The following is a 26,623-nucleotide window of genomic DNA, read 5'->3' on the forward strand; positions in this document are numbered from 1 at the left end:
GACAATGGCGCGCATCCGAGCGAAATGGTGGCTCAACCGGTCGCGGCGCACCCTTCGGATTTTAGTCAGATATTAACCATATTTGCGAGTAATTTTAATTATCCACTCTTTTGGATCGCAATTTGGCCACGTTGAGGGCAAAACTTCGGGCACATGAGAGCGACAGGGTCTCGGCCCTTGCTTGCTCGCCGTTTTGGGACGGCGCCTGTAGTGTGTTATGCGTGGGGCAAGAGTTTGAGTTCGCGAAAGAATAAGCTCGTTTTGGGTGCAAAGTGGCTTGGCGTCGCCTTTGTTTGTGCAAGCATGGCATCCTGCGCTTCGACATCCAACACGCCGACGGCGGCGAAAAAGAACAAGCCCAAGAGCAAGGAATACTTTGCCGAGAGCGAATATGGCGTGAAGGCCAGTCCGCGCGTGGTGGCCGATGGCCAACCCGTACCGAAGGGTGGTGGCCGCTACATGGTGGGCAATCCCTACGAGGTCAAAGGCAAGGTCTATGTTCCTAAGGAAGATCCCAACTACAACAAGACCGGCCTCGCTTCCTGGTACGGATCAGCCTTCCACGGTCGTTACACCGCCAACGGTGAGGTCTATGACAGCGAACATCTGTCTGCGGCGCACCCGACGTTTCCGCTGCCGAGCTATGCCCGCGTGACCAACATGGATACCGGCTCGTCCGTTGTTGTTCGCGTGAACGATCGCGGTCCATTCCATCCGGGTCGTATCATCGACGTCTCCGACAAGACGGCTGAACTGCTGGACTTCAAGCGGATCGGCACGGCACGCGTCAATGTTCAGTACGTCGGCAAGGCGGATCTCAGCGGCCATGACATGCCGTACTTGATGGCATCCTATGTGCGTAAGGGAAATCGCCTGCCGGGTATCTATCCTGATCCGCAGATTGCAACAGGCGTGATGGTGGCTTCCAACCAGCCGCTGGGCGACCAGTTGCAGAGCTTTGCCCGCAATGGCGGCACGACCACCCCAGCGGCGCGCCCCAATACGCCCAAAGCAGCAAAGCCGGAAATGCGCATGCCCGCCGCGCCTGTGATGGCGCAGACCGCCGCTGTTTCTGCTCCGAAGCCGGTTCAGACTGCGGCACTTTCCGCACCGAAGCCGAGTGACAGACCGGCCAATCTTCCCAGTGCACGTCCGCAAATCGCGGCTGCCGCTCCCGTTGCTGCGCCAGTGACGTCCAGGCCCGTGGCGGCACCCGTTCATGCGCCTCAGCCCGCGCAAGTGGCAGTTGCCGCACCTCAGCCCAAGAACGCAGTGCAGCCCGTCAAGCGCAGTGCTGCGCCGGCCTACACGTCTGAAACTGCCTATGCGGCACCGGCAAAGCGCGCACCAAGCGGGCCGCAGGTGGTTTTTGGAAACGTCATTCTGCGCGATGACGGAATGATGCAACAGGTCAACGATTCCGCAGGGCAAAAGCCTGCCAAGCGCTGATCCTTTGGTTGCGCAGGCGCTACTGCACTGCTAGCTATGCAAGCATGCGCTTGACGAGTTTCACCATGATTTGCGGCTATACCCGTTCGACGCTTCTGATGGTCGCCGCCATGGCTGGCGGCCTGTTGACTGCCAGTCCTTCGGTTGCGCAGGGCCTGACCGACCTGAAGGCGAAGCAGGTTTATCTGGTTGAATCAAAAAGCGGGACGGTGCTCCTCGCCCAGAACGAGAACCAGGCGTTCCCGCCCGCCTCGCTTGCCAAGCTCATGACCATGGATCTGGTGTTCGAAGCACTCACGCAGGGTGAGCTACAGCCGGACAAGACCTTCCCCGTTTCGGAAAACGCGTGGCGAACCGGCGGGGCACCGTCTGGCACGACGACCATGTTTGCCGCTTTGCGATCCCAGATCCCGGTGATGGATCTGGTGCGCGGGGTCGTGGTTCATAATGCCAATGATGCCTGTATCATCCTTGCAGAAGGCATCTCTGGAAATGAGGCGAGTTTTGCTGCCCGGATGACTGCCAGGGCGAGAGACCTCGGACTGACGCGCACCACCTTCGGCAATTCGACCGGTCTTCCCGAACAGGAGAGCCGCACGACGGCGCGTGATCTGGTTGAACTTGCCCGCCACATCCACACGGCATATCCGGATTTCTACAAGCTCTACAGCCAGCCGGATTTTACCTGGAACAAGATTTTTCAGCGAAACAAGAATCCGCTTCTTGCGCTGGGCATTGGCATAGACGGACTGGGAGCAGGCTATGCCGAAGGTGCCGGTTTTGCAGCCGTTGCATCGGTGGAACGCAACGGCACGCGACTGTTCATGGCGCTCGGCGGGCTTGCCAGCGACAAGGAACGTTCCGAGGAGTCGCGCCGGATCCTGGAATGGGCTCTAAGTTCGTTCGAAACCAGAACGGTTTTCAAGGCCCAGGAAGTCATCGGGCAGGCCGCCGTCTATGGTGGTGATCGTTCGCACGTGGATCTGGTGGCCAAGGATTCGGTGGATGTCTATGTGCCGACCAAGAACCCGGAGCGGCTATCCGGGCGTATCGTCTATCACTGGCCTTTGCGTGCGCCCATCGAGCAGGGACAGCAGATCGGAACGCTCCGGATTTCGGAAGGCGAACGCGAGATAAAGACGGTTCCTCTCTACGCAAATCAATTCGTTGGTGTCGGCGGACTTGTGTCGAAGGCCACGGATGCCGTACTGGAACTCATGTTCTTCTGGCTGTGATCTTGCGGCCAGTCGATCAAATTCAATTTTGGCGTGGTTGCAGCCGGTACAGGACGACGCACCGACCAGCGCCACCGGAGACATGATGACCGTGACTGGAGCCACTGGCTTGTTCGTGACATTCGAAGGCGGCGAGGGGGCTGGCAAATCCACCCAGATCCGCCGGCTTGCCGCGAGCCTGAAGGACAAGGGCCATGATGTGTTGGTGACACGCGAACCGGGCGGATCGCCGGGTGCGGAAGCCGTGCGTCATGTGCTGCTGTCCGGTGGCGCGGAACGCTTTGGCGTTCGCATGGAGGCCATGTTGTTTGCAGCGGCACGCAACGACCATGTGGAGCAGGTCATCCGGCCAGCACTGAACTCGGGCAGGGTGGTGCTGTGTGATCGTTTCATCGATTCGTCGCGGGTCTATCAGGGTATAACCGGCAATCTGGATGCTGCTTTCGTCGATGCGCTGGAAGAAATCGCAATCGATGGAGTTCGTCCCGATCTGACGATCATTCTGGATCTTCCGGCTTCGGTTGGCCTTGCCAGAGCACGCCAGCGAGGCGAGGCGGAAGGCGCATCGGGCGCGCCGGATCGCTTTGAAAAGGAAGAGGTCGAAGTTCACGAAAAGCGCAGGCAGGCGTTTCGCGAAATTGCTGAAGCCGCCCCAGAACGCTGTCGCCTGATCGATGCGCAGCAGACCGAAGAGGAGGTCGCAAGCGAGATCATGGCCATCGTGGATGCTATGATGCAAGAGCGCGGCGGCACGGGCATGGAACAATGAGCGAGACGAGCGGCGCGGTGCTGGATGGGGCAATCCCACCGCAACTGAACAACCGTTTGTTCGGGCATGAACAGGCCGAGGAATTTCTGGCGCGCTTCTACAAGTCCGGGCGCAGTCATCACGCGATTCTCATCGAGGGCCCCGAGGGGATTGGCAAGGCTACGCTTGCCTTCCGGTTTGCGAATCACGTGCTCTCTCATCCCAACCCTGAAGAGGCGCCGGATCATCTGGACGATCCTGACCTCGACAGTATGGTCAGTCGACAGATTGCATCGGGCGCATCGCACAATCTGCTGCATCTTGCGCGACCCGTTGACGAAAAAACCGGCAAGACAAAGACCGCCATCACCGTTGACGAGGTGAGGCGGGCAGGGCACTTCTTTTCGCAGACCTCCGGTACCGGCAATTGGCGTATCGTGATTATCGATCCAGCCGACGATCTCAATCGCAATGCTGCAAATGCCATTTTGAAGATCCTCGAAGAGCCGCCCAAGCGCTCATTGTTTCTGGTGCTGAGTCACGCGCCGGGCAAGCTTTTGCCCACCATTCGCTCGCGCTGCCTGCCGCTGAAACTAGACCCCCTCTCAACTGAAGATCTGACGCACGCGCTCGGTCACCTACGGATCGAGCTGGACGGTGGTCAAACTGCGTTGAACGTGCTTGCCTCTGCTGGCGGTAGCGTATCGCAGGCGCTGAAGCTCCTGAACTATGGCGGCACGGAGATCGTCTCGGCCTTCGATGATATCCTTGCCGCGGAAGGACCTTCGGCCCGACGCGCAATGCACAGACTGGCCGATGTCCTGTCCGGCAAGGACAATGACGTGATCTTCGGATTCTTCCTCGATCACATTTCTACCCACCTGATGCGACGTGCGCGCGATGCGGCTCTCGCGGGAGATCTGAGGCAAGCGGATCGTGTATCCCGTCTGGTCTCGGAGGTCAGGGAGCGCATTTCGATCTCGCAAGGGTACAATCTCGACCGCAAGCAGACCATCCTTTCACTGCTCGAAGACATTGCCCGCTGAGATTACGCAACTTGCTTGTTTCGCGATGCCGAAACATGGGGTAAGACGCGGGCGATAGAAATCACGAACTGAACGCTGGCTTTGATGTCCTCAAAAACGCCCTACTACATTACGACCGCCATTTCCTATCCCAACGGCAAGCCGCATATCGGCCATGCCTATGAGTTGATCGCGACCGATGCCATGGCACGCTTCCAGCGGCTGGACGGCAAGGACGTGTTCTTCCTCACCGGAACGGATGAACACGGCCAGAAAATGCAGCAGACGGCGCGCAATGAAGGCATTACGCCTGCGGAACTGGCCGAGCGGAACTCCAATGAATTCCGCGAGATGGGCAAGCTGCTGAACTCCTCCAACGACGACTTCATTCGCACGACCGAGGCGCGTCACCACGCGACCGTGCAGGAAGTGTGGCGCCGGATGGAAAAGAACGGCGACATCTACAAGGACAGCTACGCAGGCTGGTACTCCGTCCGCGATGAAGCCTACTACCAGGAAGAAGAGACGGAACTGCGTGGCGATGGCCTGCGCTATGGTCCGCAGGGAACGCCTGTCGAATGGGTGGAGGAGGAGAGCTATTTCTTCAAGCTGTCCGCCTATGAAGACAAGCTGCTGAAGCTTTACGAAGACCAGCCGGATTTCATTGGTCCGAATGAGCGCCGCAACGAGGTCATCTCTTTCGTCAAATCCGGCCTCAAGGATCTTTCGATTTCGCGCACCACATTCGACTGGGGCATCAAGGTACCCGGCGACGACAAGCATGTGATGTATGTCTGGGTTGATGCCCTGACCAACTACATTACCGCCACCGGCTATGTGGAAGATGAGAACGGTCCGCGCGCGAAATACTGGCCTGCGGATGCGCACATCATCGGCAAGGACATCATTCGCTTTCACGCCGTCTATTGGCCGGCCTTTCTGATGTCGGCGGGCCTGCCGCTGCCGAAACGCGTCTATGCACACGGCTTCCTGCTCAACAAGGGCGAGAAGATGTCGAAGTCGGTGGGCAACGTGGTCGATCCGGTCAATCTGGTGAACCATTTCGGTCTCGACCAGGTGCGCTATTTCTTCCTGCGCGAAGTGTCGTTCGGTCAGGACGGCAGCTATTCGGAGGAGGGGATTGCAACCCGCATCAACGCCGATCTCGCCAATGGCATCGGCAACCTGGCATCGCGTTCTCTTTCGATGATTGCCAAGAACTGCGAGGGCAAGATCCCTGAACCCGGCCCGCTGACGGATGCCGACAAGGCCATTCTGGCAACGGCAGACGAGGCAATCGCCATCTGCCGCGAGGAAATGGGCCGCCAGCAGATCCACAAGGCCGTGGCTGCGGTGATCAACATCGTCAACGAAGCCGACCGCTATTTCGCGGCGCAGGAGCCATGGGTTCTGCGCAAGACGGATGTCGCCCGCATGGGCACGGTGCTGTGGGTGACGGCAGAAGTCGTGCGTCAGATCGCCATTCTCTTCCAGCCGATCATGCCTGCATCATCAGCCAAGATCCTTGATCTGGTGGCTGTTGCAGAGGAAGACCGCACCTTCGACAAACTGGGCGAGGCGGGTCGCCTGAAGCCCGGTACCGTACTGGAAGCGCCGAGCCCGGTTTTCCCGCGCTACGTTGCCCCGGAAGCAGACAAGGCCTGATAGTCGAAATGCTGATTGATACCCATTGCCATCTGGATTTTGCCGACTTCGATGCGGAGCGTGACGAGCTTGTGGCTCGCGCGCACGCCGCAGGTGTCAAGCAGATGGTGACGATCTCGACTCGCGTGCGCAAACTTCAGACCTTGCTGGATCTGACCGAGCGCTACGACAGTGTATTCTGTTCCGTGGGCACGCACCCGAATAATGCTGCTGAAGAACTAGACGTAACCGCCGACGATCTCGTGCGGCTGGCGGAAAGCCACGAAAAAATCGTGGCGATCGGCGAGGCGGGTCTGGATTACTTCTATGACACGCAGAAGCCGGAAGACCAGCAGACGGGCCTTCGCCGCCACATCGAGGCGGCGCGACGCACACGGCTTCCACTGGTGATCCACAGTCGCAGCGCTGATGAAGACATGGCCGCCATCCTGCGTGAGGAGACTAAGAAGGGGGACTTTCCCTTCATTCTCCATTGCTTCTCCGCAGGTCAGGCGCTTGCCGATGCAGGTGTCGAACTCGGCGGGTATGTTTCCTTTTCCGGTATTCTGACATTCCCGAAGTCCGAGGACATCCGCGAGATTGCGAAAACGGTCCCACTCGACCGGCTGCTGGTGGAGACGGATGCGCCGTACCTTGCGCCGAAGCGCTGGCGTGGGAAACGCAACGAGCCTTCCTATGTCGTCAACACAGCGGAAGTACTGGCCGAGGTGAAGGGCATCTCCTACGAGGAGATGGCGCGCGTCACGACGGAGAATGCGTTCCGCTGCTTTTCAAAGATGAAGAAGGTCGCATAAGTGCTGGCAAAGGGTTACAGGCGGCGGTTCACCATACTGGGATGTTCGTCGTCTCCCGGCGTGCCGCGCCTGGATGGTGACTGGGGCGCGTGCGACCCTCTGGAACCGAAAAACCGCCGGCGGCGCGCTTCGTTCCTTGTCCAGCAGATTGCCCCGGATGGCGAGATGACCACTGTCGTCATCGACACCGGGCCGGACTTTCGCGAACAGATGATTTCGGCTGGCGTGAAGCGGATCGATGCCGTGCTCTACACGCATGCGCACGCCGATCACCTGCACGGTATCGACGATATTCGCGGCTATTTTCATTCTCAGCGGATGCGGATTCCGATCTATGCGGACCCGTTCACGATGGATCGCATCCGGGCCGGTTTCGGTTATTGCCTCGAAACACCGGCGGGCGGCAATTATCCGCCAATCGTGACGCCGAACCTGATAACCGATCTCGATCAACCAGTTATCGTTGAAGGGCCGGGGGGCGCGATCCCGTTTGTCGCGCATCGCCAGCTTCATGGAGACATCGAGTCTCTCGGTTATCGCATCGGCGATGTGGCCTATTGCAGCGATGTGAGCGGTTTTCCACTCGAAACGCCGGAAAAGCTGCAGGATCTCGATACGCTGATCATTGATGCACTTCAGTATCGTCCGCACCCCAGCCATTATTCCCTGAGCGAAGCGCTGGAGTGGATCGACAGGCTCAAGCCACGCAAGGCCTTGCTGACGCATATGCATATTCCGCTGGACTACTGGACGGTGCAGCAGGAAACTCCCGACCATGTCGAACCGGCCTATGACGGGCTGAGTTTCGAAGTGCACGGACACGATTGAAGCTAAGGATTGAAGCGTATGGGTCTGCTGATCTGGAACGGTATTGTGATCGGATTGGCGGCGACCGTCGCGATGGATATCTGGGCACTCATCCTGCATCTGGTTTTCAAGCAGAACAAGCCAAACTGGGCGCCAGCGGGGCGCTGGTTTCACCGCGTCGCGCGCGGACATTTCCTGCATCAGGATCTCAGCGCAATCGAAGCGTTTCCTCAGGAACAGGCAGTCGGCTGGTTTGGTCATTACGCGGTTGGCGTTGCCTACGGGATCATCTTCGCGCTGATCGTCGGGCCTGTCTGGTTCGCAGCGCCAACATTCATCCCGGCCTGGATCTTCGGGATCGTGACCATCGGCGCCGGTTGGTTCATCATGCAGCCAGGGATGGGGCTTGGGATAGCTGCGTCGAAGACACCCAATCCAAACAAGGTGCGTCTCTTGAATTTTGCAGCTCACACGGTATTTGCGCTGGGCATGTATGTGAGCGCGCTGATCCTGATCGCATAGCGATGATCAGAGGATTGCCGAACCCAGGAAGAAAAGGGCACAACCAAACATATATTCTTGAACAACCACTGATTGAAATCAGATAAGGAAGATTATGGAACTTGATTGGATATGGGAGGCAAATGCGATGAACCGAGTGCCGGTAGATCTATAACCGAGCCTATTGAACGGCATCGCATTTGCGGGACATGACGGCTCAGGCACCGCCGACATACTGGAAATAGGCCCAGACCAAAACGAAGGCTGCGATGACACCCACGACAATCAGCGCCTTCTTGGCTGCAGGTGGCGTTTTACGCGGAGGCTTGACCGGCTTCGGCTTGTTAAACTTGATGACGTCGCCCATAAGAAATTCCGTATTCCTGATCTGTTGCGTTTGTCCGGCCGATGCTGTCGCACCGTATCGGCAATTCGTGTGATGATTCCGGTCTGTTCGCCATTCTAAGGCCTGTATCGTTCATGGCAACATCACTGATGCACAGGACAATTCAGAGACCGCAATATCCAAATTCGAGACACGGAGCAGGGCCGCACCCTACCCCGCTTGAAACAAAGAGCGTGTAAAAACATCACGTGTCGCAAACGCGATATACAAAATCTAGATTTTTTTATGGACTTTCCAGCATATAGCCTATATGTAGAAAGAAATTGAACGTCGATCCAGAGGCCATGTCGCTTTCTGATCCTTATCGACTTTTCCCGACTCATCGCCTTCGGCCGGTCAGGAAACAACTCAGCTCAGGTGCGGCGTCCTCTCGCCGCGTTACAATAACCGGACCTCTTGCGCCCTGCATTCACCGCAGGCGGCGCATTTGCGTCCCTCTAGAAGGAGCGTTCTCCCGGCTGTCGAGCCGGGGGCTGGATAACCTATGACCATAATCGCTGAAGCTGACGTTTCGCTGCAAAGCGTGACGCCCAAGATCAGTCTCAAATCCGTTTACAAGGTATTTGGCGAGCGTGCCGACAAGGCGCTTGACCTTTTCAAAGCAGGCAAATCGAAAGCCGAAGTGCACAAGGCCACAGGCAGCACGATTGGTGTTTCCAACGCCAGTTTCGACATTCACGCCGGCGAAATCTTCGTCATCATGGGGCTTTCCGGCTCTGGTAAATCCACGCTGCTGCGCCTGCTGAACCGTCTGATCGAGCCCACATCTGGCGCGATCGAGGTCGACGGAATCGATATTACGCGCATGTCGCGACAGGAGCTTATTGCACTGCGCAGGCGCGAAATCAGCATGGTGTTTCAGTCCTTTGCGCTTCTCCCCAACCGGACTGTTCTCAGCAATGCAGCCTTTGGTCTGGAAGTAGCAGGCATGGCAGAAGCCGAGCGCAACAAGCGCGCCATGGCTTCACTTGAGGCCGTGGGGCTTTCCGGTTACGCCAACAGCATGCCGGACCAGCTCTCCGGCGGCATGAAGCAACGCGTCGGGCTGGCGCGAGCCTTGGCAAGTGAGCCGACAATCCTTCTGATGGACGAGGCCTTTTCGGCGCTCGATCCGCTTATCCGAACCGAGATGCAGGATGAGTTGGTGCGTCTTCAGGCAGAGCACAGCCGCACAATCGTCTTCGTCAGCCACGATCTCGATGAAGCCATGCGCATCGGCGACCGAATCTGCATCATGCAGGACGGCGAGGTGATCCAGGTCGGCACGCCCGACGAGATCGTCACCCAGCCTGCCAATGATTATGTCCGCTCATTCTTCCGCAATGTGGATATTTCTCACGTCTTCAAGGCAGGCGATGTTGCGCGCAAGACGCAGGTAACGATCATCGAGCGCCAGGGTGTGACAGCCGCGGCAGCACTGGAGCGGATGAAGAGCTTTGACCGCGATTATGCAATCATCCTCGGTCGCGACAAGACCTATCACGGTGTCGTCTCCCGCAATTCCCTGATCGAGAAGCTGAAGGCGAAGGATCCGGATCCTTATCGCAGCGCGTTTCTTCGAGACATCGATCCAATCGCCGCTGACGAACCGCTGTCGAATGTGCTCGGTCGTGTGGCGGGCAGCGTCTGGCCCGTTCCGGTTATCGATGAGCACAAACGCTATCTGGGCTCCATCAGCAAGTCCACCTTGCTCGAAACGCTTGACCGCACCAACTGAGGAGAAAGCCCATCATGGATTTTGAAATCGGTAGCGGCGTGGATAGCGTCGTCAATTATATTCTCGACAATTTCGGTCCGATGCTGGACGCCATCGCCGCAGGCATCGGCTTCGTGACGGATGGAATCCTGAACACATTGACCGCCGTTCCCATGCCGGTGGGAATCGCCATCTTTGCAGCGCTCTCGCTGTGGCGCGTCGGTGTCGGCTTTTCGGTCTTCACCGTCATCGCACTGTGGCTCGTGCAGCATATGGGGCTTTGGCAGGCAACGATGGAGACGCTTTCGCTGGTCGTGGCATCGACCTTCATCGCCATGCTTATCGGCCTTCCGCTCGGAATTGCCATGGCGCGGCGCGATAGTGTTGCGGCCGGTGTTCGGCCGATCCTGGACCTGATGCAGACCATGCCTGCCTTCGTCTATCTCATCCCGGCCGCCATGTTCTTCGGGCTGGGTGCAGTACCGGGCACGATTGCAACGGTCATCTTCGCGATGCCTCCTGTCGTTCGCCTGACAAATCTCGGCATCCGGCAGGTGCATCCGGAGTTTATCGAAGCCGGTCACGCCTTTGGCTGCACGCCGTCACAACTTTTGTTCAAGGTACAGCTGCCGAATGCCCTGCCCTCCATCATGGCCGGTATCAACCAGACGATCATGCTCTCGCTTTCCATGGTGGTCATCGCATCGATGATCGGAGCAGGCGGTATTGGAAACACGGTCCTCACCGGCATCCAGCGCCTTGACGTCGGAACCGGTTTCGAAGGCGGTCTGGCCGTCGTGATCCTCGCTGTCATTCTGGACCGCATCACGCAGAGCCTTGGCAAAAAGCCCGCAACCTTGACCCGGCTCTTCGCCTTCCGGCCTACCCGGACCGGAAGCGAGGCACAGGCTGCCGCAGTCCTCAACCCAACGACCTGATCACGCTGGCCATCGGGTCAGCTGACTATGGCGGGTGCTGAACCCGCAAATGCAAACCTCCCGAAAGGAGATACCATGTTGAAATCGCTCGCGTCCTTCGGCGCTACCCTCACCCTTGCCGCCAGCGTCGCCTTCGGCGCATCGACAGCAGCGGTCGCGCAGGACGCAAAGCCGGTGAAGATCGGCTGGGCTGCCTGGTCTGATGCGGAATTCGTCACCAAGCTTGCGGCAAAGCTGATCGAGGACAAGCTCGGTCAGAAGGTTGAACTCGTCCAGACGGATGTGGCGCCGCTCTATCAGGGGGTCAGCCGCGGTGACATCGATTTCATGATGATGGCCTGGCTGCCGCAAACACATGCGGACTATTACAAGCGCGTTGAGAGCAAGGTGGAGACGCTCGGCACAGTGTATGAGGGTGCCAAGCTCGGCTGGGTCGTTCCCAAATATATTCCTGAGAGCGAGATCGGCTCGATCGAGGATCTCAAAAAGGAAGACGTCCAGAAGAAGCTGTCTGGAACGGTTCAGGGTATCGATCCGGGTGCGGGGCTGACACGCCTTTCCGAGGAAGCGCTGAAAACCTATGCGTTGAAGGACTACAAGCTTCAGATCTCGAGCGAAGCCGGGATGCTGACGACGGTCGATCGCGCCTATCGTGGCGAGAAATGGTTCGTCGCAACCTCCTGGAGCCCTCACTGGATGTTCGGGAAGTACGAACTTCGTTATCTGAAGGATCCAAAGAGTGCGCTTGGCGAGGCGGAACATGTCGACGTTCTGGCGCGCAAGGAGTTCAAGACCGAAAATCCGAAAGTTGCAGAATTCATGTCGCGGATGAAGCTTCCGATCGCCGATCTTGAAGCAGCAATGTTTGACGCACAGGAGACATCCTACGAGAAGGCCGTCGACAAATATATTTCCGAACACCCGGACCAGATCAAATCGTGGCTTGGCCAGGAAGGTTAAGCTTTCGAGGGTCGGCATTCGTGCCGACCTTTTTTCGGTGGCAGGAAGTCTGCATGACAGCGCCTCAATGGAGCCAAGGGAGCGGAAAATGAGATGCAACGGTACTGCGGGTGACGAGCCGGAACAGGACACGATCGGCGGCCGTATCTCGCTCGCCCGTGAGGCGCTGGACCTTTCTCCAATCGAAGCCGCCGGGGCAGTGGATGTCGGCCCAGCCGTCTGGTCTGACTGGGAACGCGATCGCAGCGAGCCACCACCGCAAATGCTGGCTCGTATTGCCGAGACCCTGCAGGTGACCCTCTACTGGCTGTTGACTGGACGTGGAGTCGGGCCGCGTTGGCAGGATCTCATTGAGATTTCGGCCTCTACGTTGGAGTGCTGCTGGCAAGCGATGGAGCCTTCCCCTCTGGTCGATATCTTTTTCCCGTCAAGCCGGTTGACTGCTCGTCGTTAACGGCTATCTCTCGCCTCCTCGCACCGACGAATCCGAATCTTGATTTGGTCCGGTCCAAATTGGAACCGTGACCCAAATTGGGACGTTTTGTCGATGTAGATCGGCGTGATGGCTGGGGCGGATTCCAGCCAGACGCAAGCATGAGGTGGTAACCCTTATGTCACAGCCAGGATGAACCGGGCGCAGAAAGGGGCAATGATATGACCGACTTGGAACAACATATGGACTCACAAGAAGCAGCACTCGCACTCTACCTCGAAGAGAACGACGGTGACCGGCTGACTGATATCCTCGTTGCTGCGCTTGATGACGCCCTTCGCCTGATGCAGGAAGATGCCGGGCGCGAAACCCTCCACTAAAGCGCGTCGCGATCTTTCAGGCTCGCTCCTGACTCTTTAGCTCCTTGTTTTGACGCATGTCGTTATCGCAAAATTGCTGCACACTGTTGGCTACGACATGTTTTGACCGGTCCATCGCCGTGCATTTGAGTGTACGGCGATAAAGAGTTCCAGCGCTTTGCCTGGGTGCCTGTAAGCGGGTAAACCTTATCCTACAGTGAGGCGGGAAGATCAATTTTCACGATCAGGCCACGCTGGTTTAACCCCGAGCACAATGAAACAGACCCACCGTGCACAGTGGCTATTTCCTCGACAATGGGGAGGCCGAGACCCGTGCCACGATCATCAGCCCGGTCTGCCCGGTCGAACCGTCTCATGACGGTTTCGATCTTGTCCTGCGGTATTCCCGGTCCATTGTCTTCGACCTCCAATCGAACGAAACGCTCGGTTCGTATGACGCGCGTTGTGACCTCGGCGCCCTGCCCGGCATAGAGCAGCGCGTTCGAAATGAGGTTCTTCAGAAGTTCAGCGATGAGAAGCGGTTCTGCCCGAATGAACGCCTCCCCCTCGCCCTCAAAACCCAGATCAATTCCGGCTTCTGCTGCCGCCGGTACGTATTCGCCCGTGACATCGCGGGCCAGATGAACAAGGTCGACCTGTTCGAGCTTGGCAATGGAAGATGCGGTTGCGTCGAGCCGCGACATGGTCAGCAGTTGCGCAAGCACCCGTTCGGCACGAGCGATTGCCGCGTCGGCATGCTCGATCGCTTCTCGTGCAACAGTCGGATCATTCGACCTGGCGGCCAGAGCAAGCTGCGTTCGCACCACAGCGAGCGGTGTCCGTAACTGATGGCTGGCATTGCCGGTGAAGTGACGGAGCGCCTCCAGCGAGGACTGAAGCCTGATCATGAAGGAATTGATGGTCTCCACGAGGCCCTCGACCTCTGACGGGACTGTCTCCTGAATGGGTTCCAGATCTTCGGGATTGCGCCGGGCAATGGCCGCTCCCAGACGATTGAGCGGTCGCAAGGCAAGAGAAACCGCCACCCAAACGATGACAGCCGCTCCAGACATCATCAGGATCAGCCGCAACGCCGAGTGCAGAAGGATCGACCGCGCCAGTTGCCGCCGTGCAATCGTTGTTTCTGCAACCGTAACCGTGAAGGGAACAGAGGAAATGCCTGTGGAGGCAGAGCGGGCAAGGGTAGCCACTCTGATAGGGTCGCCCCGGAACAGCAGATTGTCGAAGACCGCCGCCTGCCCTTCCTTCTGGGGAAGCGTCGGCAAGGTCTGATAGCCCGTGATGAAGCTGCCCGATGGGCCATCGACCCTGTAGAACACACGGTCCTGCGCAGCGGATGTCAGCATTTCCAACGCAACGTAGGGAATATCCACTTCCAACGAGCCGTCTTCGGCAACGACCACCCGCTCGGCAATTGCCAGCGCAGAGCCAGCCAGAACGCGGTCAGATACCTCGTTGGCCGTTTGCTGCGCCTCTCTCCAGGTATCGACCAGAGCAATGCTGCCGAGCACCGCCGTACCGGCCAGTAGCCAGAGAAGCAGGCGTCCGCGGATGGAGTGCGTGACAGACCTCATGTCTCGGTCTGTGCCTGATCAAGGTAATATCCTATTCCGCGAGCGGTCTTCACGGTCAGCCCATAGGCTTGCAGCCGTTTGCGCAGGCGGCTGACATATTGCTCGATCGCATTCGCGGACAGATCATCATCGAAACCGGAGAGCGAGCCGATGATGGCATCCTTGCTGACCACTTTCCCAGCCCGCAAAAAAAGAAGCTCCAGCAGAGCCAGTTCACGCGCCGGAATATCGACCGGACGCCCTGCACTTGTGAAGCTGCGCGATGTCAGATCGAAAGCCAGCGCTCCAAACTCGACACGCGAACTGCGCAAACCCGCCTGACGCCTGAGGAGGACGCGAATGCGCGCTTCAAGCTCGGAAACATCAAACGGCTTCGTAAGATAATCGTCTGCGCCAAGATCCAGCCCCCTCACCCGTTCTTCAGGCGCGCCACGCGCGGTAACGATGATGACGGCTGCCTGATTCTGGTGCGAGCGAAGAGAGCGCAACACATCCAGCCCATCCATCTCCGGAAGGTTCAGATCGAGGATGATGAGATCGAAGGCTTCCGCTCTTGCGGCCGATTCTGCCGAGAGACCGTCACCCACGACATCGACCGTGTAGCCGCTGCCGCGCAGGATTGTCGCCAGACCTTCCGAAAGCGTTGCGTTGTCTTCAACCAGCAGAATTCGCAAAGAAATCTCCCCCTCGATATGCATCACGATAGAGGCGAAATGAGCGCCTGTCACGCCGCGGTGACCCAGATTCGCGAGCTTCCGCTTGTGGATAGCGATGGCGTTCGGCATCATGGCCAGCATGAAAGCCTCACGCCTTGCCATGTTCATCGCACTTTTTTTCTCCGCATCGGTCGTGCATGCGGAAGTCACACTGTTTCCGGCGATTTCCGGACGGGCCAACGCGCCGGAACTGGTGGTTTATTCCTCGCTGGACGAACCACTCGCGAAGCCGATGATCGTGAAGTTCCAGCAGGCGAACCCCGACATTGCCGTCCGTTATGAGGATATGCTGACCGGTGTCATCTACGACCGGATCGTACAGGAAACGGACGCCGGGCGGAAAACGGCGGATTTCGCGTTTTCATCGGCCATGGACCTGCAGGTCAAACTGGCCAATGATGGCTATGCGCAGGCGAGCCATCTGCCGATGAGCCTTCGGTGGCCGAACTGGGCGAACTGGCGTGATACCGCCTATGCGCTGACCTTCGAACCTGCTGTCTTCGTCTATCACAAGCCGAGCTTCAAGGACCTGACGGTGCCTTCAACCCGCGCCGAATTCATTCAGTTCCTGCAGAGCCAGGGCGATGCCGTACACGGGCGCATCGCAACCTACGATATCGAGAGATCCGGCGTTGGTTTTCTTTTCATGTCTCGGGATCAGGAACAGTTCGACGATATCTGGTCCGTCGTGAAGGCAATGGGCGCAGCGGGCGTGAAGCTCTATTCTACAAGCCAGGCGATTCTGGAACGGGTTGCGGACGGGCGCTTCGTGCTGGGCTACAATATCCTGGGCTCCTACGCCGCTGATTGGGCGGCACGTCACCCCGATGTCGGCATCGTCCTGCCAAAGGATTACACCGTCGTCATGTCACGAATCGGGCTTGTTCCGCAGGCGGCAGCCACGCCGGAACTGGGGCGCAAGTTTCTCGATTTCTTCATGTCGCGGGAGGGCCAGACCATCCTGACACAGGAACTGCAGATCCCGGCCGTTAATCCTGACGTTGCGGTTGGAAATACGGCGACGACGATGCGCGAAATGCTGGGAGGTCAGTTGAAGCCGGTACCAGTCAGCCCCGGCCTCATGGTCTACTTGGATCAGGTCAAGCGCTCGCGACTCATAGCGAAGTGGAACGACGTCCTGAGATTGCAATAAAGTAATTGTAATTCGCGTATCAGGGGAATTTGTTAAACGTCAGTTAAATGTCAGGATAATGTGGTCGCTTAATGGCATTCGGGATCGTGGAGGCGCTCCCGATGTGACTGGGGGGAGTGAGCCGATCCGAGCCAGGATTGGCCGAATGACGTGAACCGTTCTCCTTCCGGCACAGCCAGAACATGCGCAGCCAGTGCGCCAACGGAGGATAACACTTGAAACACGTATTTCTCGCATCCCTGATTGCAGGTTCCATCGCTCTTCCGGCCTATGCCGCTGACTACACCATCATGGCTCCCGCAGCGCCAGGCGGCGGCTGGGACCAGACGGCGCGTTCTCTGCAGACGGCATTCCAGCAGGAAGGGGTTTCCAAGAACGTACAGGTCATGAACGTTCCGGGCGCCGGCGGCACCATCGGTCTCGCACAGTTCGCCAGCCAGCAGAAGGGCAAGGACAACGCCCTGATCGTCGGCGGCTACGTCATGGTTGGCGCAATCCTGACCAACAAGTCCCCGGTCACCTTGAAGGACGTTACCCCGATCGCACGTCTGACCGGCGAAGACGAAGCGATCGTCGTTCCTGCATCCTCGCCGATCAAGTCGATGGCCGACCTCGTCGCTGCCCTCAAGAAGGATCCGGGCAAGGTTTCCTGGGGTGGCGGTTCCGCAGGCGGCGTGGACCACATCGCTGCCGGCCTGATTGCAAAGGCTTCCGGCGTTGATCCGACCAAGATCAACTACATCGCGTTTTCCGGCGGCGGTGAAGCGCTTGCTGCCATTCTCGGCTCGCAGGTGACCGTCGGCATTTCCGGCTACGGTGAATTCGAAAGCCAGGTCAAGTCCGGAACGCTTCGCCTGCTGGCCACGTCTGGCGAGAAGCGCATTCCGGGCGTAGATGCCCCGACGCTGAAGGAAGCCGGCGTGGATGTTGCCGTTCAGAACTGGCGCATGGTCGCTGCAGCTCCTGGCCTTTCCGCAGAACAGAAGGCAAAGGTAACGGCTGACGTGCAGAAGCTGGCAACCTCCAAGACCTGGCAGGAAACGCTGAAGACCAAGGGCTGGCAGGACACCTTCCTCGCAGGCCCGGCTTTTGAGGCGCAGCTTGCCAAGGACATCTCCGCCACCGAAGGCATCCTGAAAGATATCGGTCTGGTGAAATGAGCCAAGAGCCTTTGATCAAGGCAGAACAGCGCCGCCCCGATTGGGCGGCGCTTGTTATCGCCGCTATCCTCATTGCCATTGCTGGCGTCATCTTTTTCGATGCTGCACGGCTGCGCGAAGTGACCGGTTATTCTCCGGTCGGTCCCGCAACGGTTCCCCACTGGATCGCGATCGGTCTGGTTCTTCTGGCCATCTGGACCATCATTGCAGCCTTCCGAGGCGATTTTCCAGAGCGTGAAAAGCAGGAAATCAAGCCGGTTGTATGGGTGATCGGCGGCCTTGCGGCACAGATGCTTCTCCTGAATACGGCCGGATTCTCCATTGCGACCGGCATCCTGTTTGCCGCGACTGCTGCCGGTTTCGGCAAGCGCAAGATCTGGATCTCACTGCCCATCGGGATCGTGCTCTGTCTTGTCGTATGGCTGATCTTTGCCGGATTGCTGCAGCTTTCGCTTCCTGCCGGTCCGCTCGAGCGCCTCTTCCAGTAAAGGTATTGCCATGAGCACTTTTGAGTTCCTCATGCAGGGCGTCGTGGTTGCCATGCAACCCATGAACCTGCTCTACGCCCTGATCGGCGTTACGCTCGGCACGGCTGTCGGTGTGCTTCCGGGCATCGGTCCGGCATTGACGGTCGCCCTTCTGCTGCCAGTTACATACCAGTTGGACCCGGCCGGCTCTCTCATCATGTTCGCCGGGATCTATTACGGCGGCATGTATGGCGGTTCGACAACGTCGATCCTTCTCAACACGCCAGGAGAAAGTGCCTCCATCGTCACTGCGCTTGAAGGCAACAAGATGGCACGGGCCGGACGCGGCGGGCCTGCGCTGGCGACAGCGGCGATCGGCTCCTTCGTTGCGGGCCTCATTGCCACCGTCGGCCTTGCTTTCATTGCTCCTTACATCGTCAAGCTGGCGCTGGTTTTCGGCCCCCGCGAATATTTTGCACTCATGGTGCTCGCATTCATCACGGTCTCCTCCGCATTCGGCGATTCCACGCTGCGAGGCCTCACATCGCTCTTCATCGGTCTTGCCCTGTCGCTGATCGGCATCGACCAGTTGACCGGACAGACCCGCCTCGCCTTTGGTGTGCCCGACCTTCTGGACGGCGTCGAGGTCACCACGCTGGCGGTTGCCATGTTCGCCATCGGCGAAACGCTGTTTATCGCTGCGCAGGGGTCGTTTGGTCCTGATAAGGTCGAGGCTGTCAAAGGCTCGATCTGGATGAGCGCGAATGACTGGGCGCGTTCCTGGAAGCCGTGGCTGCGCGGCACAGCGATTGGCTTCCCTATCGGCGCAATGCCGGCGGGCGGCGCTGAAATCGGTACTTTCCTTTCCTATGCCGCCGAAAAGCGACTGACGAAACATCCGGAAGAGTTCGGCAACGGCGCAATCGAAGGCGTTGCCGGGCCGGAGGCTGCCAACAATGCATCTGCTGCGGGAACGCTCGTGCCGCTGTTGACGCTGGGCCTTCCGACGACCGCGACTGCCGCGATCATGCTTGCGGGCTTCCAGCAATATGGTCTCCAGCCGGGTCCACTGCTGTTTGCCACCAATCCGCAACTGGTCTGGGGCCTGATCGCCTCGCTGCTGATTGCCAACTTCATGCTGCTGGTGCTGAACCTTCCGCTGATCGGTCTCTGGGTCCGCCTGCTGACAATCCCGAAGCCCTGGCTTTACGCAGGCATCCTCGTGTTTGCCACACTCGGAACCATCGGTGCGAACCCCTCCGTCTTCGAACTGGGCATGCTGCTTGCGTTCGGCGTGATGGGCTACATCATGCGCGTTCTGGGCTACCCAATCGCACCGGTCGTCGTTGGCCTGATCCTCGGGCCTCTTGCGGAGCAGCAGTTGCGTCGCGCTTTGGCGATCAGCCAAGGTGACTTCACAGTGCTCTTCACATCACCGATTGCGGCCGTACTTCTTGCCATTGCCGCGCTGGCGCTGATCGTACCGCTTATCCTGCGGGCACGCGGTCGCGGAGAAGTTCTCTCCCAAATGGCTGCCAACGAGGATTGATCCAAAACCGATTACCCCCGCTCATTTCAGAGCGGGGGTAATTCCGTTCGAGGCTGCAAAGACGGAACCATTGTCCCAGGGTCGCGTTTAGGCGGATCATTGGGGACAGCATACATGACAGGCCTTGCGGCGCCTTTTTTCCTTCGCTCGACGCGCATTGCAACTTGCACACTTCGGCATAGCGCGAGGTGCGGAAAATGAGCGGCAAAAAGCGCCTCTTCACCTACGGCACAATGGTGTTCGGCTTTGCGATCGCCGCCTATCTTCTCTATCGCGGCCTGAGCCAGTTTACCTGGGATGAAATCGTCCAGTCTGTTACTGCGATTCCGACGAAGAACCTGCTTCTGGCGCTGGCCTATTGCGCCGGTTCGTACATTTGCCTGACGGGGTTCGACTGGACAGGCGTTCGCTATGTGAAAAGCGACCTGCCCTACCCCAAGATCGCACTCGCATCCTTCGTTGCCTTGGGCCTTGGCCAGAGCATCGGGCTCGCAGGTCTCAGCAGCGGCGCCATCCGCTATCGCTACTACGCCCATTGGGGCCTCTCGACCGAGGATGTTGCGAAGATCGTTCTTTTGTCGGGCGTGACGGTTGGGCTTGGGCTCATGGTTCTGGGCGGATTCGTGATGGTGCTGAACCCGGATGACACGGCAAAGATCCTGAAAATCGGTCCCTCCGCAGTTCTGCTGATCGGGATCGGGCTTCTGCTCGCGGCAGCCGGTTATGTGCTGTTGGCAGCGTTTGCCCGAGCACCGGTGAAGATCCGCAAGTGGACGTTCAAGATGCCGACGGCGCGTCTAGCGGTCGCACAGATCGTGATCGGTACAATCAACTTCGCACTGGTTTCTGCCTGTTTGATGGAGCTGATGCAGGCGACTGAAAACGTCAGCTACCTGAAGGCTGCAACGGCCTTCGTGCTGGGCAATATTGCTATTCTCATCACCCATGCGCCAGGTGGGCTCGGTGTTCTGGAAGTAACGGTTCGCCATGTGATGGGCGAGCAGGCTTCCATCGGTGCGCTGGTTGCGTTTCGTGTTATCTACTTCTTCATCCCATTCTTCGTGGCACTGCCGATTTCGCTGATTGGTGAAGCGGTCTTTCGGGCCCGCAAGGGACGCGATAAGACTGAACCCGCCGCATCTGTCTGAGGTTCATGTCTGGACGGTATCCGATAGGCTACAGGATCGGGTTCCGCCCGCGGAGAGCAAGAATCGGGATCTGCTCACGATGAAATCCTGTTCCCATTGGCGCGACGCTGCGAATGCAGTGCCTGCTGTGCAAGTTGATTTGACGGAGAACCTGTTCCTTTTCCGCTCCCACACATGAATTCTCACGCTTCTTTTGGTCGGACATACCTTCAATTCTCGTGCAGTTTGTTCTAGAGACATTGCTCCAGACCCGCCGGAATGGCGGCTTTCGTATGTTTTGCAAGGTAATGTCGATCGATGCTTGATACGCTTAGAAGCGCCGCCCGGTCCTGGGTCGCGAAATTGCTGCTGATGCTGCTCGTGGTTTCCTTCGCCATTTGGGGCGTCTCTGCATCGATATTCAGTGGTGCCAGCAACTCGGTCATGACGGTGGGCAACCAGCGCGTCTCACCTGAAGAGTTCCGCCTGGCCTATCAGAGGCAGCTGGGCGCAATCAGCCGTCAGCTCGGCATGCAGTTGACCTCTGAGCAGGCACGTGCCTTCGGCATCGAACAGCAGACCTTCTCGCAGCTTTCTGCCGGTGCCGCGCTGGATGAACTCTCTTCCAAGATGCGCCTGGGCCTGTCTCAGGACCGGCTTGCCAACCTGATTGCAGAAGATCCTGCATTCCACGGAAACAACGGCCAGTTCGATCGCAACGTGTTCAGTGCGCGCTTGCGCAATGCCGGACTGCGTGAACAGGACTACATTACCGAACGAAGCAAGGTCGCCGTGCGCAGCCAGGTGGTGGACGCCATCGCCGACGGCTTCCAGGCTCCGACAGTCATGGTCGATGCGCTCAAGAAGTACCGCGACGAAAGCCGCGATCTGGAATTCCTCGTTCTCTCCAATGCGAATATCGATCCGATCAAGGCGCCGACCGAGGCCGTTCTTGCCGCATGGTTCCAGACCAACAAGAACAAGTACCGCGCACCGGAACTGCGTCGGTTCGCTTACGTGACCCTGCAGCCGACGGATGTTGCCGACCCGGCAGCCGTGACCGATGAGCAGGTTCGCGCGGAGTATGATCGTCGCAAGGATGCCTACAAGACACCGGCAACCCGCACCATCGAGCAGCTGGCTTTCCCGAGCAAGGAAATGGCCGTTGCAGCGCTTCAGCAGATGAAGGAGCGCCAGCTGACCTTTGACCAGCTGGTTGCCGATCAGGGCAAGACGGCTGCGGACGTGATGCTCGGTGACTTCACCAAGGACCAGATTCCGGATCAGACGATTGCTGATGCGGCATTCGCGGTGCCCGCCGCTGGTGGCACGACCGGCATCATTCAGGGCTCCTTTGGTCCGGTGATGCTGCGTGTGACCAATGTGCGCGCCGAAACCACGAAGTCGTTCGATGAAGTGAAGGACGAGGTTCGCAAGACACTGGCGCTTGCTGCCGCAAGCCAGGCCGTTCAATCCGTACATGACCGTTTCGAAGACTTGCGCGGCTCCGGCTCGTCGCTCGAAGAAGCTGCGTCTCAGTTGAAGCTGAAGACTGTTACAGTAGCGAGCGATCGTACCGGCCATGATGGCGACGGAAAAACGATCGACCTGCCGCCTGCCGACACACTTCTGACCGATGTTTTCCGGACGGATGTGGGCGCTGAGTCCATTCCATCCAACCTCGGCAACGACGGCTATGTCTGGTTTGATGTGCGCGAAGTCATTCCTGAGCGTGATCGTGCGCTGAGCGAAGTGCGTGAGCGCGCCACTGCCGACTGGACAGCAGAACAGCAGCGCGAAGCGCTTTCGAAGAAGACGATGGACCTGAAGGCGCAATTGGACAAGGGCGGATTGACGTTGGCCGCCATTGCGACCGAACTCGGCCTGACCGTGGAAACCAAGACGGGTCTGCGCCGCCAGAGCAATGACGCAATCCTGGGCGGTGACGCAGCCAAAGCGGCCTTCTCGGGTCCGAATGGAATCTATGCCACGGCACTGGCAGCCGATGGCGAATCGCGTCTTCTGATGCACGTGACCAACGTGCAGCAGCAGCCGTCCGACGCGCTCGATGCCAATGATCAGCAGATCAAGCAGATTGCAGGCGCGGCAGGTGACGATCTTCTGGATCAGATGGTCGTGCAATTGCAAAACGATTATGGCGTTTCCATCAATCGCGCGCTCGCCGAACAGGCAATGGTTCGCTAACGCCGGGGAAAACCTGGTCGGTGGCTGGCCTTAGGGGGAACTGAACAATGCCGGATCTGAAGGCCTTTATCGGCAAAGTGGCGACGGGAGATCCGCTCTCGCGCGAGGAGGCGCGCGCCGCTTTCGACATCTTGATGTCGGGTGAGGCTACACCATCGCAGATCGGTGGCTTTCTCATGGCTCTGCGGGTTCGCGGCGAAACCGTCGAGGAAATTGCCGGTGCGGTTTCGACCATGCGGGCGAAGATGCTGCCGGTTGCGGCGCCTGAAGGCGTCATGGACATCGTCGGGACCGGCGGCGATGGGCTTGGCACCTACAATATCTCGACCCTCGCCGCTCTCATCGTGGCGGGTGCCGGGGTTCCCGTTGCCAAGCATGGCAACCGTGCGCTCAGCTCCAAGTCTGGCACGGCAGATGCCCTGACAGCCTTGGGCGTGAAACTTGATATTCCGCCGCAGCAGATCGCACGATGCATTTCCGAGGCCGGGATTGGCTTCATGTTCGCTCAGGTGCACCACGCCGCCATGCGACATGTCGGTCCCAGCCGCGTGGAGCTTGGAACACGCACGATCTTCAACCTGCTCGGTCCGCTTTCGAATCCGGCAGGTGCCAAACGGCAATTGCTGGGAGTCTTCTCTCCTCGCTGGCTGCAGCCAATCGCCGAGGTGATGCGCGATCTCGGTTCCGAGGCGATCTGGGTCGTGCATGGCGACGGCATGGACGAAATCACTACAACGGGCGTGACTCATGTTACGGCTCTCGAGAACGGGCAGATCCGCAGCTTCGAGCTGACACCGGAAGATTTTGGCGTTGGGCGTGCAACGATCGATGAGTTGAAGGGTGGCGACGGCGAAGTGAACGCCAAGGCGTTGCGGGCTGTCCTTGGCGGCGCAAAGAACGCCTATCGCGACATCGCACTTTGCAACGCTGCGGCCTCGCTGGTCATCGCAGGCAAGGCAGCCGATGTTCTGGAGGGCATGATCCTTGCGACGCAATCACTTGAAAGCGGCAGCGCGGCCTCTGTGCTCGACAAGCTTGTCGCCGTCTCGAACGAGGATATCTAAGCTGTCATGAGCGACATTCTGCAGAAAATCGAGGCCTACAAGCGCGAGGAAATCGCAGCAGCCAAAGCGCGCGTTACCCTGGCAGACCTGAAGGCCATGGCACAGGATCAGCCTTCGCCACGCGGCTTTTACAAAGCGCTCGCGGACCGTCGTGCGCGCGGCGAACTTGGCCTGATAGCCGAAATCAAGAAGGCGAGTCCATCGAAGGGACTGATCCGCCCGGATTTCGATCCTCCAATGCTGGCCAAAGCCTATGAGGCCGGCGGTGCGGCCTGCCTTTCCGTTTTGACGGATGCTCCGAGTTTCCAGGGTGCGCCCGAGTTTCTGACGGCAGCACGCAATGCCTGCTCGCTTCCGGCCTTGCGCAAGGATTTTATGTTTGAGACCTATCAGGTGCATGAGGCTCGCGCCTGGGGCGGCGATTGCATTCTCCTGATCATGGCATCGCTGACCGACGACGATGCGAAGCGTCTTGAGGATGAAGCATTTTCGCTTGGTATGGACGTTCTGATCGAGGTGCATGACGAACAGGAAACCGAGCGTGCGTTAAAGCTCGCCTCGCCCATGATCGGCGTCAACAATCGCAATCTGCGTACCTTCGAAGTCAGCCTCACGAACAGCGAAAGGCTGGCCCCAATGGTGCCAGCGGACCGGTTGCTGGTGGGCGAAAGCGGCATCTTCACCAATGCGGATTGCCTGCGTCTGAAGGCGGTCGGTATCTCCACCTATCTGGTCGGTGAAAGCCTGATGCGTCAGCAGGATGTTTCGGCTGCAACAAGGCTGTTGCTGACCGGTGAGAGCGCAAGCCAGGCAGCAGAATGAGCATGACCGAGCAGGGCCTGACGCATATTACCGAAAGCGGCGAGGCTCACATGGTGGATGTGGGCGGCAAGGCTGAGACGGTGCGTGAGGCAACCGCCGAAGGCTTCGTGCGAATGTTGCCGGAAACGCTTCAACTCATCCGCAAGGGCGATGCCAAAAAGGGCGATGTCATCGGTACGGCCCGGCTGGCGGGCATCATGGCGGCCAAGCAAACCTCCAGTCTCATTCCACTTTGCCATCCGCTGATGCTGACCAAGGTATCCGTTGATATAGCGGCAGACGCGGATCTCCCCGGCCTGCGGGTCACGGCGACAGCAAAGCTGACCGGCAAGACGGGCGTCGAGATGGAAGCGCTGACGGCGGTGTCCGTTGCCTGTCTCACCATCTACGACATGGCGAAGGCCGCCGACAAAGGCATGGAGATCGGCGGTATTCAATTGCTTGCCAAGAGCGGCGGAAAATCCGGCGACTGGCGAAAAACCTAGGAATTGACTGTGGCGTCACCTCTCCTTCCCGTTTCCGAAGCTCTGACACGTTTGCTGGAACCGGTGCGAGCGGTTGCGGATAACGAGAGCGTTCCCCTTGATGAGGCAGCAGGCCGCATTCTGGCCGTTGATCTGGTCGCGAAACTCACACAGCCGCCATTTCACGCCTCCGCCATGGATGGCTATGCTCTTCGCGCCGCCGATGCTCCAGATCTTGGGGCAGAACTGACGGTCGTCGGCCAGGCAGCGGCGGGCCATGCATTCAACGGCCAGGTAGGACCGGGAGAATGCGTGCGCATTTTCACCGGTGCTCCATTGCCAGAAGGTGCCGACAGCATTCTCATTCAGGAGGATGCGGAGCGACTGTCTGAAAGCCGAATTCGCACGAAGTTTCCGGTAACGGTCGGGCGCCATATTCGCCCGCGCGGGCAGGATTTTGCTGAAGGCGAGACGGTGCTGCGCGCTGGGGTCCGGCTCGACTATGCCCATCTGACCGTTGCAGCGGCGACGAACCACCCGCAGGTCGAGGTTCTGCGTCGGCCGCGCGTGGCGGTGCTGGCGACCGGTGATGAGCTGGTGCACCCCGGCAGCAGTTTGCAGCCTTCACAGATCATCGCATCCAATACATTTGGCATCAGCGCCCTCATTCGCGCCAACGGTGGCGAAGTCATCGATCTCGGAATCATACCAGATCGCCAGGATCTGATCGAGAATGCGATTGCGAAGGCTGTGGCGGAAAAAGTCGACGTGCTGGTAACGCTGGGCGGGGCATCGGTCGGTGACCACGATCTGGTGCAGGCCAGCCTGAAAGCCCAAGGCATGTCGCTCGATTTCTGGCGTATCGCCATGCGCCCGGGCAAGCCACTGATGGTGGGCTCGCTGGGAGATATGCGCGTGCTGGGCCTTCCGGGAAATCCGGTTGCGAGCCTTGTCTGCGGCACGCTGTTTCTGGAGCCAGTCGTCGCCAAGCTTTCCGGCACACGACCGAAGGCGCGGATGGCCGAAGCCCTTGCCGGAAAGCCGCTTGCCGCCAATGACCAGCGACAGGACTACCTTCGGGCACGGCTGAGCCGTGACGCTGACGGCCGTCTGATTGCTGAACCTTTCGACAAGCAGGATTCTTCGATGATGAAGATTTTTGCCGATTCGGATTGCCTTATCGTGCGCCCCCCGCATGCACCGGAACTTGCCGCACTGACGCCCTGCCCTATCCTTCTGCTGAGGGATTTCGATCGGTGATCCGCGTTTGATGTTGAGACGTAAA

The 26,623-nt window shown here is 58.8% G+C and carries 26 protein-coding genes; 23 read left to right on the top strand and 3 right to left on the bottom strand.

Annotation, left to right across the window (positions count from 1 at the left end; genetic code table 11):
• Nucleotides 1-234 precede the first annotated feature (234 nt).
• From ASD54_RS10245 to ASD54_RS10280, 8 genes are all read left to right on the top strand, one after another.
• Nucleotides 235-1,449, top strand: coding sequence for a septal ring lytic transglycosylase RlpA family protein (locus ASD54_RS10245; RefSeq protein ID WP_062554460.1), 1,215 nt, complete (start codon nt 235-237; stop codon nt 1,447-1,449).
• Nucleotides 1,450-1,514: 65 nt separating this feature from the next.
• Nucleotides 1,515-2,684, top strand: coding sequence for a D-alanyl-D-alanine carboxypeptidase family protein (locus ASD54_RS10250; protein WP_062554800.1), 1,170 nt, complete (start codon nt 1,515-1,517; stop codon nt 2,682-2,684).
• Between the two features lie 91 nt (nt 2,685-2,775).
• Complete coding sequence (gene tmk / locus ASD54_RS10255; RefSeq protein WP_156379187.1) at nt 2,776-3,453, top strand: dTMP kinase; 678 nt, start codon at nt 2,776-2,778, stop codon at nt 3,451-3,453.
• Entirely contained in the window at nt 3,450-4,478 is a 1,029-nt protein-coding gene (locus ASD54_RS10260; RefSeq protein WP_062554461.1) for a DNA polymerase III subunit delta', read from the top strand. The genes tmk and ASD54_RS10260 overlap by 4 nt, the downstream gene beginning before the upstream one ends.
• Before the next feature lie 84 nt (nt 4,479-4,562).
• Complete coding sequence (gene metG, locus ASD54_RS10265; RefSeq protein ID WP_062554462.1) at nt 4,563-6,122, top strand: methionine--tRNA ligase; 1,560 nt, start codon at nt 4,563-4,565, stop codon at nt 6,120-6,122.
• A gap of 8 nt (nt 6,123-6,130) precedes the next feature.
• A complete protein-coding gene (locus ASD54_RS10270) occupies nt 6,131-6,916 on the top strand; it encodes a TatD family hydrolase (protein ID WP_062554463.1) in 786 nt (261 codons plus the stop codon).
• A gap of 3 nt (nt 6,917-6,919) precedes the next feature.
• Nucleotides 6,920-7,744, top strand: a complete 825-nt coding sequence (locus ASD54_RS10275; protein ID WP_062554802.1) for an MBL fold metallo-hydrolase — start codon at nt 6,920-6,922, stop codon at nt 7,742-7,744.
• A gap of 18 nt (nt 7,745-7,762) precedes the next feature.
• Entirely contained in the window at nt 7,763-8,245 is a 483-nt protein-coding gene (locus tag ASD54_RS10280; protein ID WP_062554464.1) for a DUF2938 domain-containing protein, read from the top strand.
• Nucleotides 8,246-8,441: 196 nt separating this feature from the next.
• Here the strand turns inward: ASD54_RS10280 and ASD54_RS26945 are convergent, their stop codons facing one another.
• On the bottom strand, nt 8,442-8,591 hold the full coding sequence (locus ASD54_RS26945) for a hypothetical protein (RefSeq protein ID WP_200958461.1): 150 nt from the start codon (nt 8,589-8,591) through the stop codon (nt 8,442-8,444).
• Between the two features lie 523 nt (nt 8,592-9,114).
• On the opposite strand from ASD54_RS26945, the gene proV reads away from it, so the two are divergent.
• The 5 genes from proV (at nt 9,115) to ASD54_RS26815 (ending at nt 13,037) form a co-directional block, all read left to right on the top strand.
• Nucleotides 9,115-10,347 (top strand): glycine betaine/L-proline ABC transporter ATP-binding protein ProV, encoded by a 1,233-nt coding sequence (gene proV, locus ASD54_RS10285; protein ID WP_062554465.1) that lies wholly within the window; start codon nt 9,115-9,117, stop codon nt 10,345-10,347.
• 14 nt (nt 10,348-10,361) lie between these two features.
• A complete protein-coding gene (locus ASD54_RS10290; RefSeq protein WP_062554466.1) occupies nt 10,362-11,264 on the top strand; it encodes a proline/glycine betaine ABC transporter permease in 903 nt (300 codons plus the stop codon).
• Between the two features lie 75 nt (nt 11,265-11,339).
• Nucleotides 11,340-12,224 carry a glycine betaine ABC transporter substrate-binding protein gene (locus ASD54_RS10295; RefSeq protein WP_062554467.1) on the top strand — a complete coding sequence of 295 codons (885 nt, stop codon included), beginning with the start codon at nt 11,340-11,342 and terminating at the stop codon, nt 12,222-12,224.
• 88 nt (nt 12,225-12,312) lie between these two features.
• Entirely contained in the window at nt 12,313-12,678 is a 366-nt protein-coding gene (locus ASD54_RS10300) for a helix-turn-helix transcriptional regulator (protein ID WP_082547166.1), read from the top strand.
• Between the two features lie 221 nt (nt 12,679-12,899).
• Nucleotides 12,900-13,037 carry a hypothetical protein gene (locus tag ASD54_RS26815; RefSeq protein WP_162249561.1) on the top strand — a complete coding sequence of 46 codons (138 nt, stop codon included), beginning with the start codon at nt 12,900-12,902 and terminating at the stop codon, nt 13,035-13,037.
• Nucleotides 13,038-13,228: 191 nt separating this feature from the next.
• On the opposite strand, the gene ASD54_RS10305 is transcribed toward ASD54_RS26815, so the two are convergent.
• Together ASD54_RS10305 and ASD54_RS10310 are read right to left on the bottom strand one after the other, a co-directional pair.
• Nucleotides 13,229-14,611: a sensor histidine kinase gene (locus ASD54_RS10305; protein ID WP_062554468.1), complete on the bottom strand. Its 1,383-nt coding sequence runs from the start codon at nt 14,609-14,611 to the stop codon at nt 13,229-13,231.
• On the bottom strand, nt 14,608-15,285 hold the full coding sequence (locus ASD54_RS10310) for a response regulator transcription factor (RefSeq protein WP_062554803.1): 678 nt from the start codon (nt 15,283-15,285) through the stop codon (nt 14,608-14,610). Before ASD54_RS10310 ends, ASD54_RS10305 begins: the two co-directional genes overlap by 4 nt.
• 142 nt (nt 15,286-15,427) lie before the next feature.
• On the opposite strand from ASD54_RS10310, the gene ASD54_RS10315 reads away from it, so the two are divergent.
• The 10 genes from ASD54_RS10315 to glp all read left to right on the top strand — a co-directional run bounded on the left by ASD54_RS10315 (nt 15,428) and on the right by glp (nt 26,598).
• A complete protein-coding gene (locus ASD54_RS10315; protein ID WP_156379188.1) occupies nt 15,428-16,480 on the top strand; it encodes an ABC transporter substrate-binding protein in 1,053 nt (350 codons plus the stop codon).
• Between the two features lie 215 nt (nt 16,481-16,695).
• Nucleotides 16,696-17,640, top strand: coding sequence for a tripartite tricarboxylate transporter substrate binding protein (locus ASD54_RS10320; RefSeq protein ID WP_062554470.1), 945 nt, complete (start codon nt 16,696-16,698; stop codon nt 17,638-17,640).
• On the top strand, nt 17,637-18,128 hold the full coding sequence (locus ASD54_RS10325) for a tripartite tricarboxylate transporter TctB family protein (protein WP_062554471.1): 492 nt from the start codon (nt 17,637-17,639) through the stop codon (nt 18,126-18,128). The genes ASD54_RS10320 and ASD54_RS10325 overlap by 4 nt, the downstream gene beginning before the upstream one ends.
• Before the next feature lie 10 nt (nt 18,129-18,138).
• Complete coding sequence (locus tag ASD54_RS10330; RefSeq protein ID WP_062554472.1) at nt 18,139-19,656, top strand: tripartite tricarboxylate transporter permease; 1,518 nt, start codon at nt 18,139-18,141, stop codon at nt 19,654-19,656.
• 197 nt (nt 19,657-19,853) lie between these two features.
• On the top strand, nt 19,854-20,804 hold the full coding sequence (locus tag ASD54_RS10335; RefSeq protein WP_062554473.1) for a YbhN family protein: 951 nt from the start codon (nt 19,854-19,856) through the stop codon (nt 20,802-20,804).
• Nucleotides 20,805-21,101: 297 nt separating this feature from the next.
• Nucleotides 21,102-22,988 (top strand): peptidylprolyl isomerase, encoded by a 1,887-nt coding sequence (locus tag ASD54_RS10340; RefSeq protein ID WP_062554474.1) that lies wholly within the window; start codon nt 21,102-21,104, stop codon nt 22,986-22,988.
• A 47-nt stretch (nt 22,989-23,035) separates the two neighbouring features.
• On the top strand, nt 23,036-24,052 hold the full coding sequence (gene trpD, locus ASD54_RS10345; protein ID WP_062554475.1) for an anthranilate phosphoribosyltransferase: 1,017 nt from the start codon (nt 23,036-23,038) through the stop codon (nt 24,050-24,052).
• 6 nt (nt 24,053-24,058) lie between these two features.
• On the top strand, nt 24,059-24,874 hold the full coding sequence (trpC, locus tag ASD54_RS10350) for an indole-3-glycerol phosphate synthase TrpC (protein WP_062554476.1): 816 nt from the start codon (nt 24,059-24,061) through the stop codon (nt 24,872-24,874).
• Nucleotides 24,871-25,359 (top strand): cyclic pyranopterin monophosphate synthase MoaC, encoded by a 489-nt coding sequence (gene moaC, locus ASD54_RS10355; RefSeq protein WP_062554477.1) that lies wholly within the window; start codon nt 24,871-24,873, stop codon nt 25,357-25,359. The genes trpC and moaC overlap by 4 nt, the downstream gene beginning before the upstream one ends.
• 9 nt (nt 25,360-25,368) lie before the next feature.
• Complete coding sequence (gene glp / locus ASD54_RS10360; protein WP_062554478.1) at nt 25,369-26,598, top strand: gephyrin-like molybdotransferase Glp; 1,230 nt, start codon at nt 25,369-25,371, stop codon at nt 26,596-26,598.
• Nucleotides 26,599-26,623 lie beyond the last annotated feature (25 nt).

The sequence above is a fragment of the Rhizobium sp. Root149 genome, from assembly GCF_001427345.1.
In the GTDB taxonomy this organism is placed as follows: domain Bacteria; phylum Pseudomonadota; class Alphaproteobacteria; order Rhizobiales; family Rhizobiaceae; genus Neorhizobium; species Neorhizobium rhizoryzae.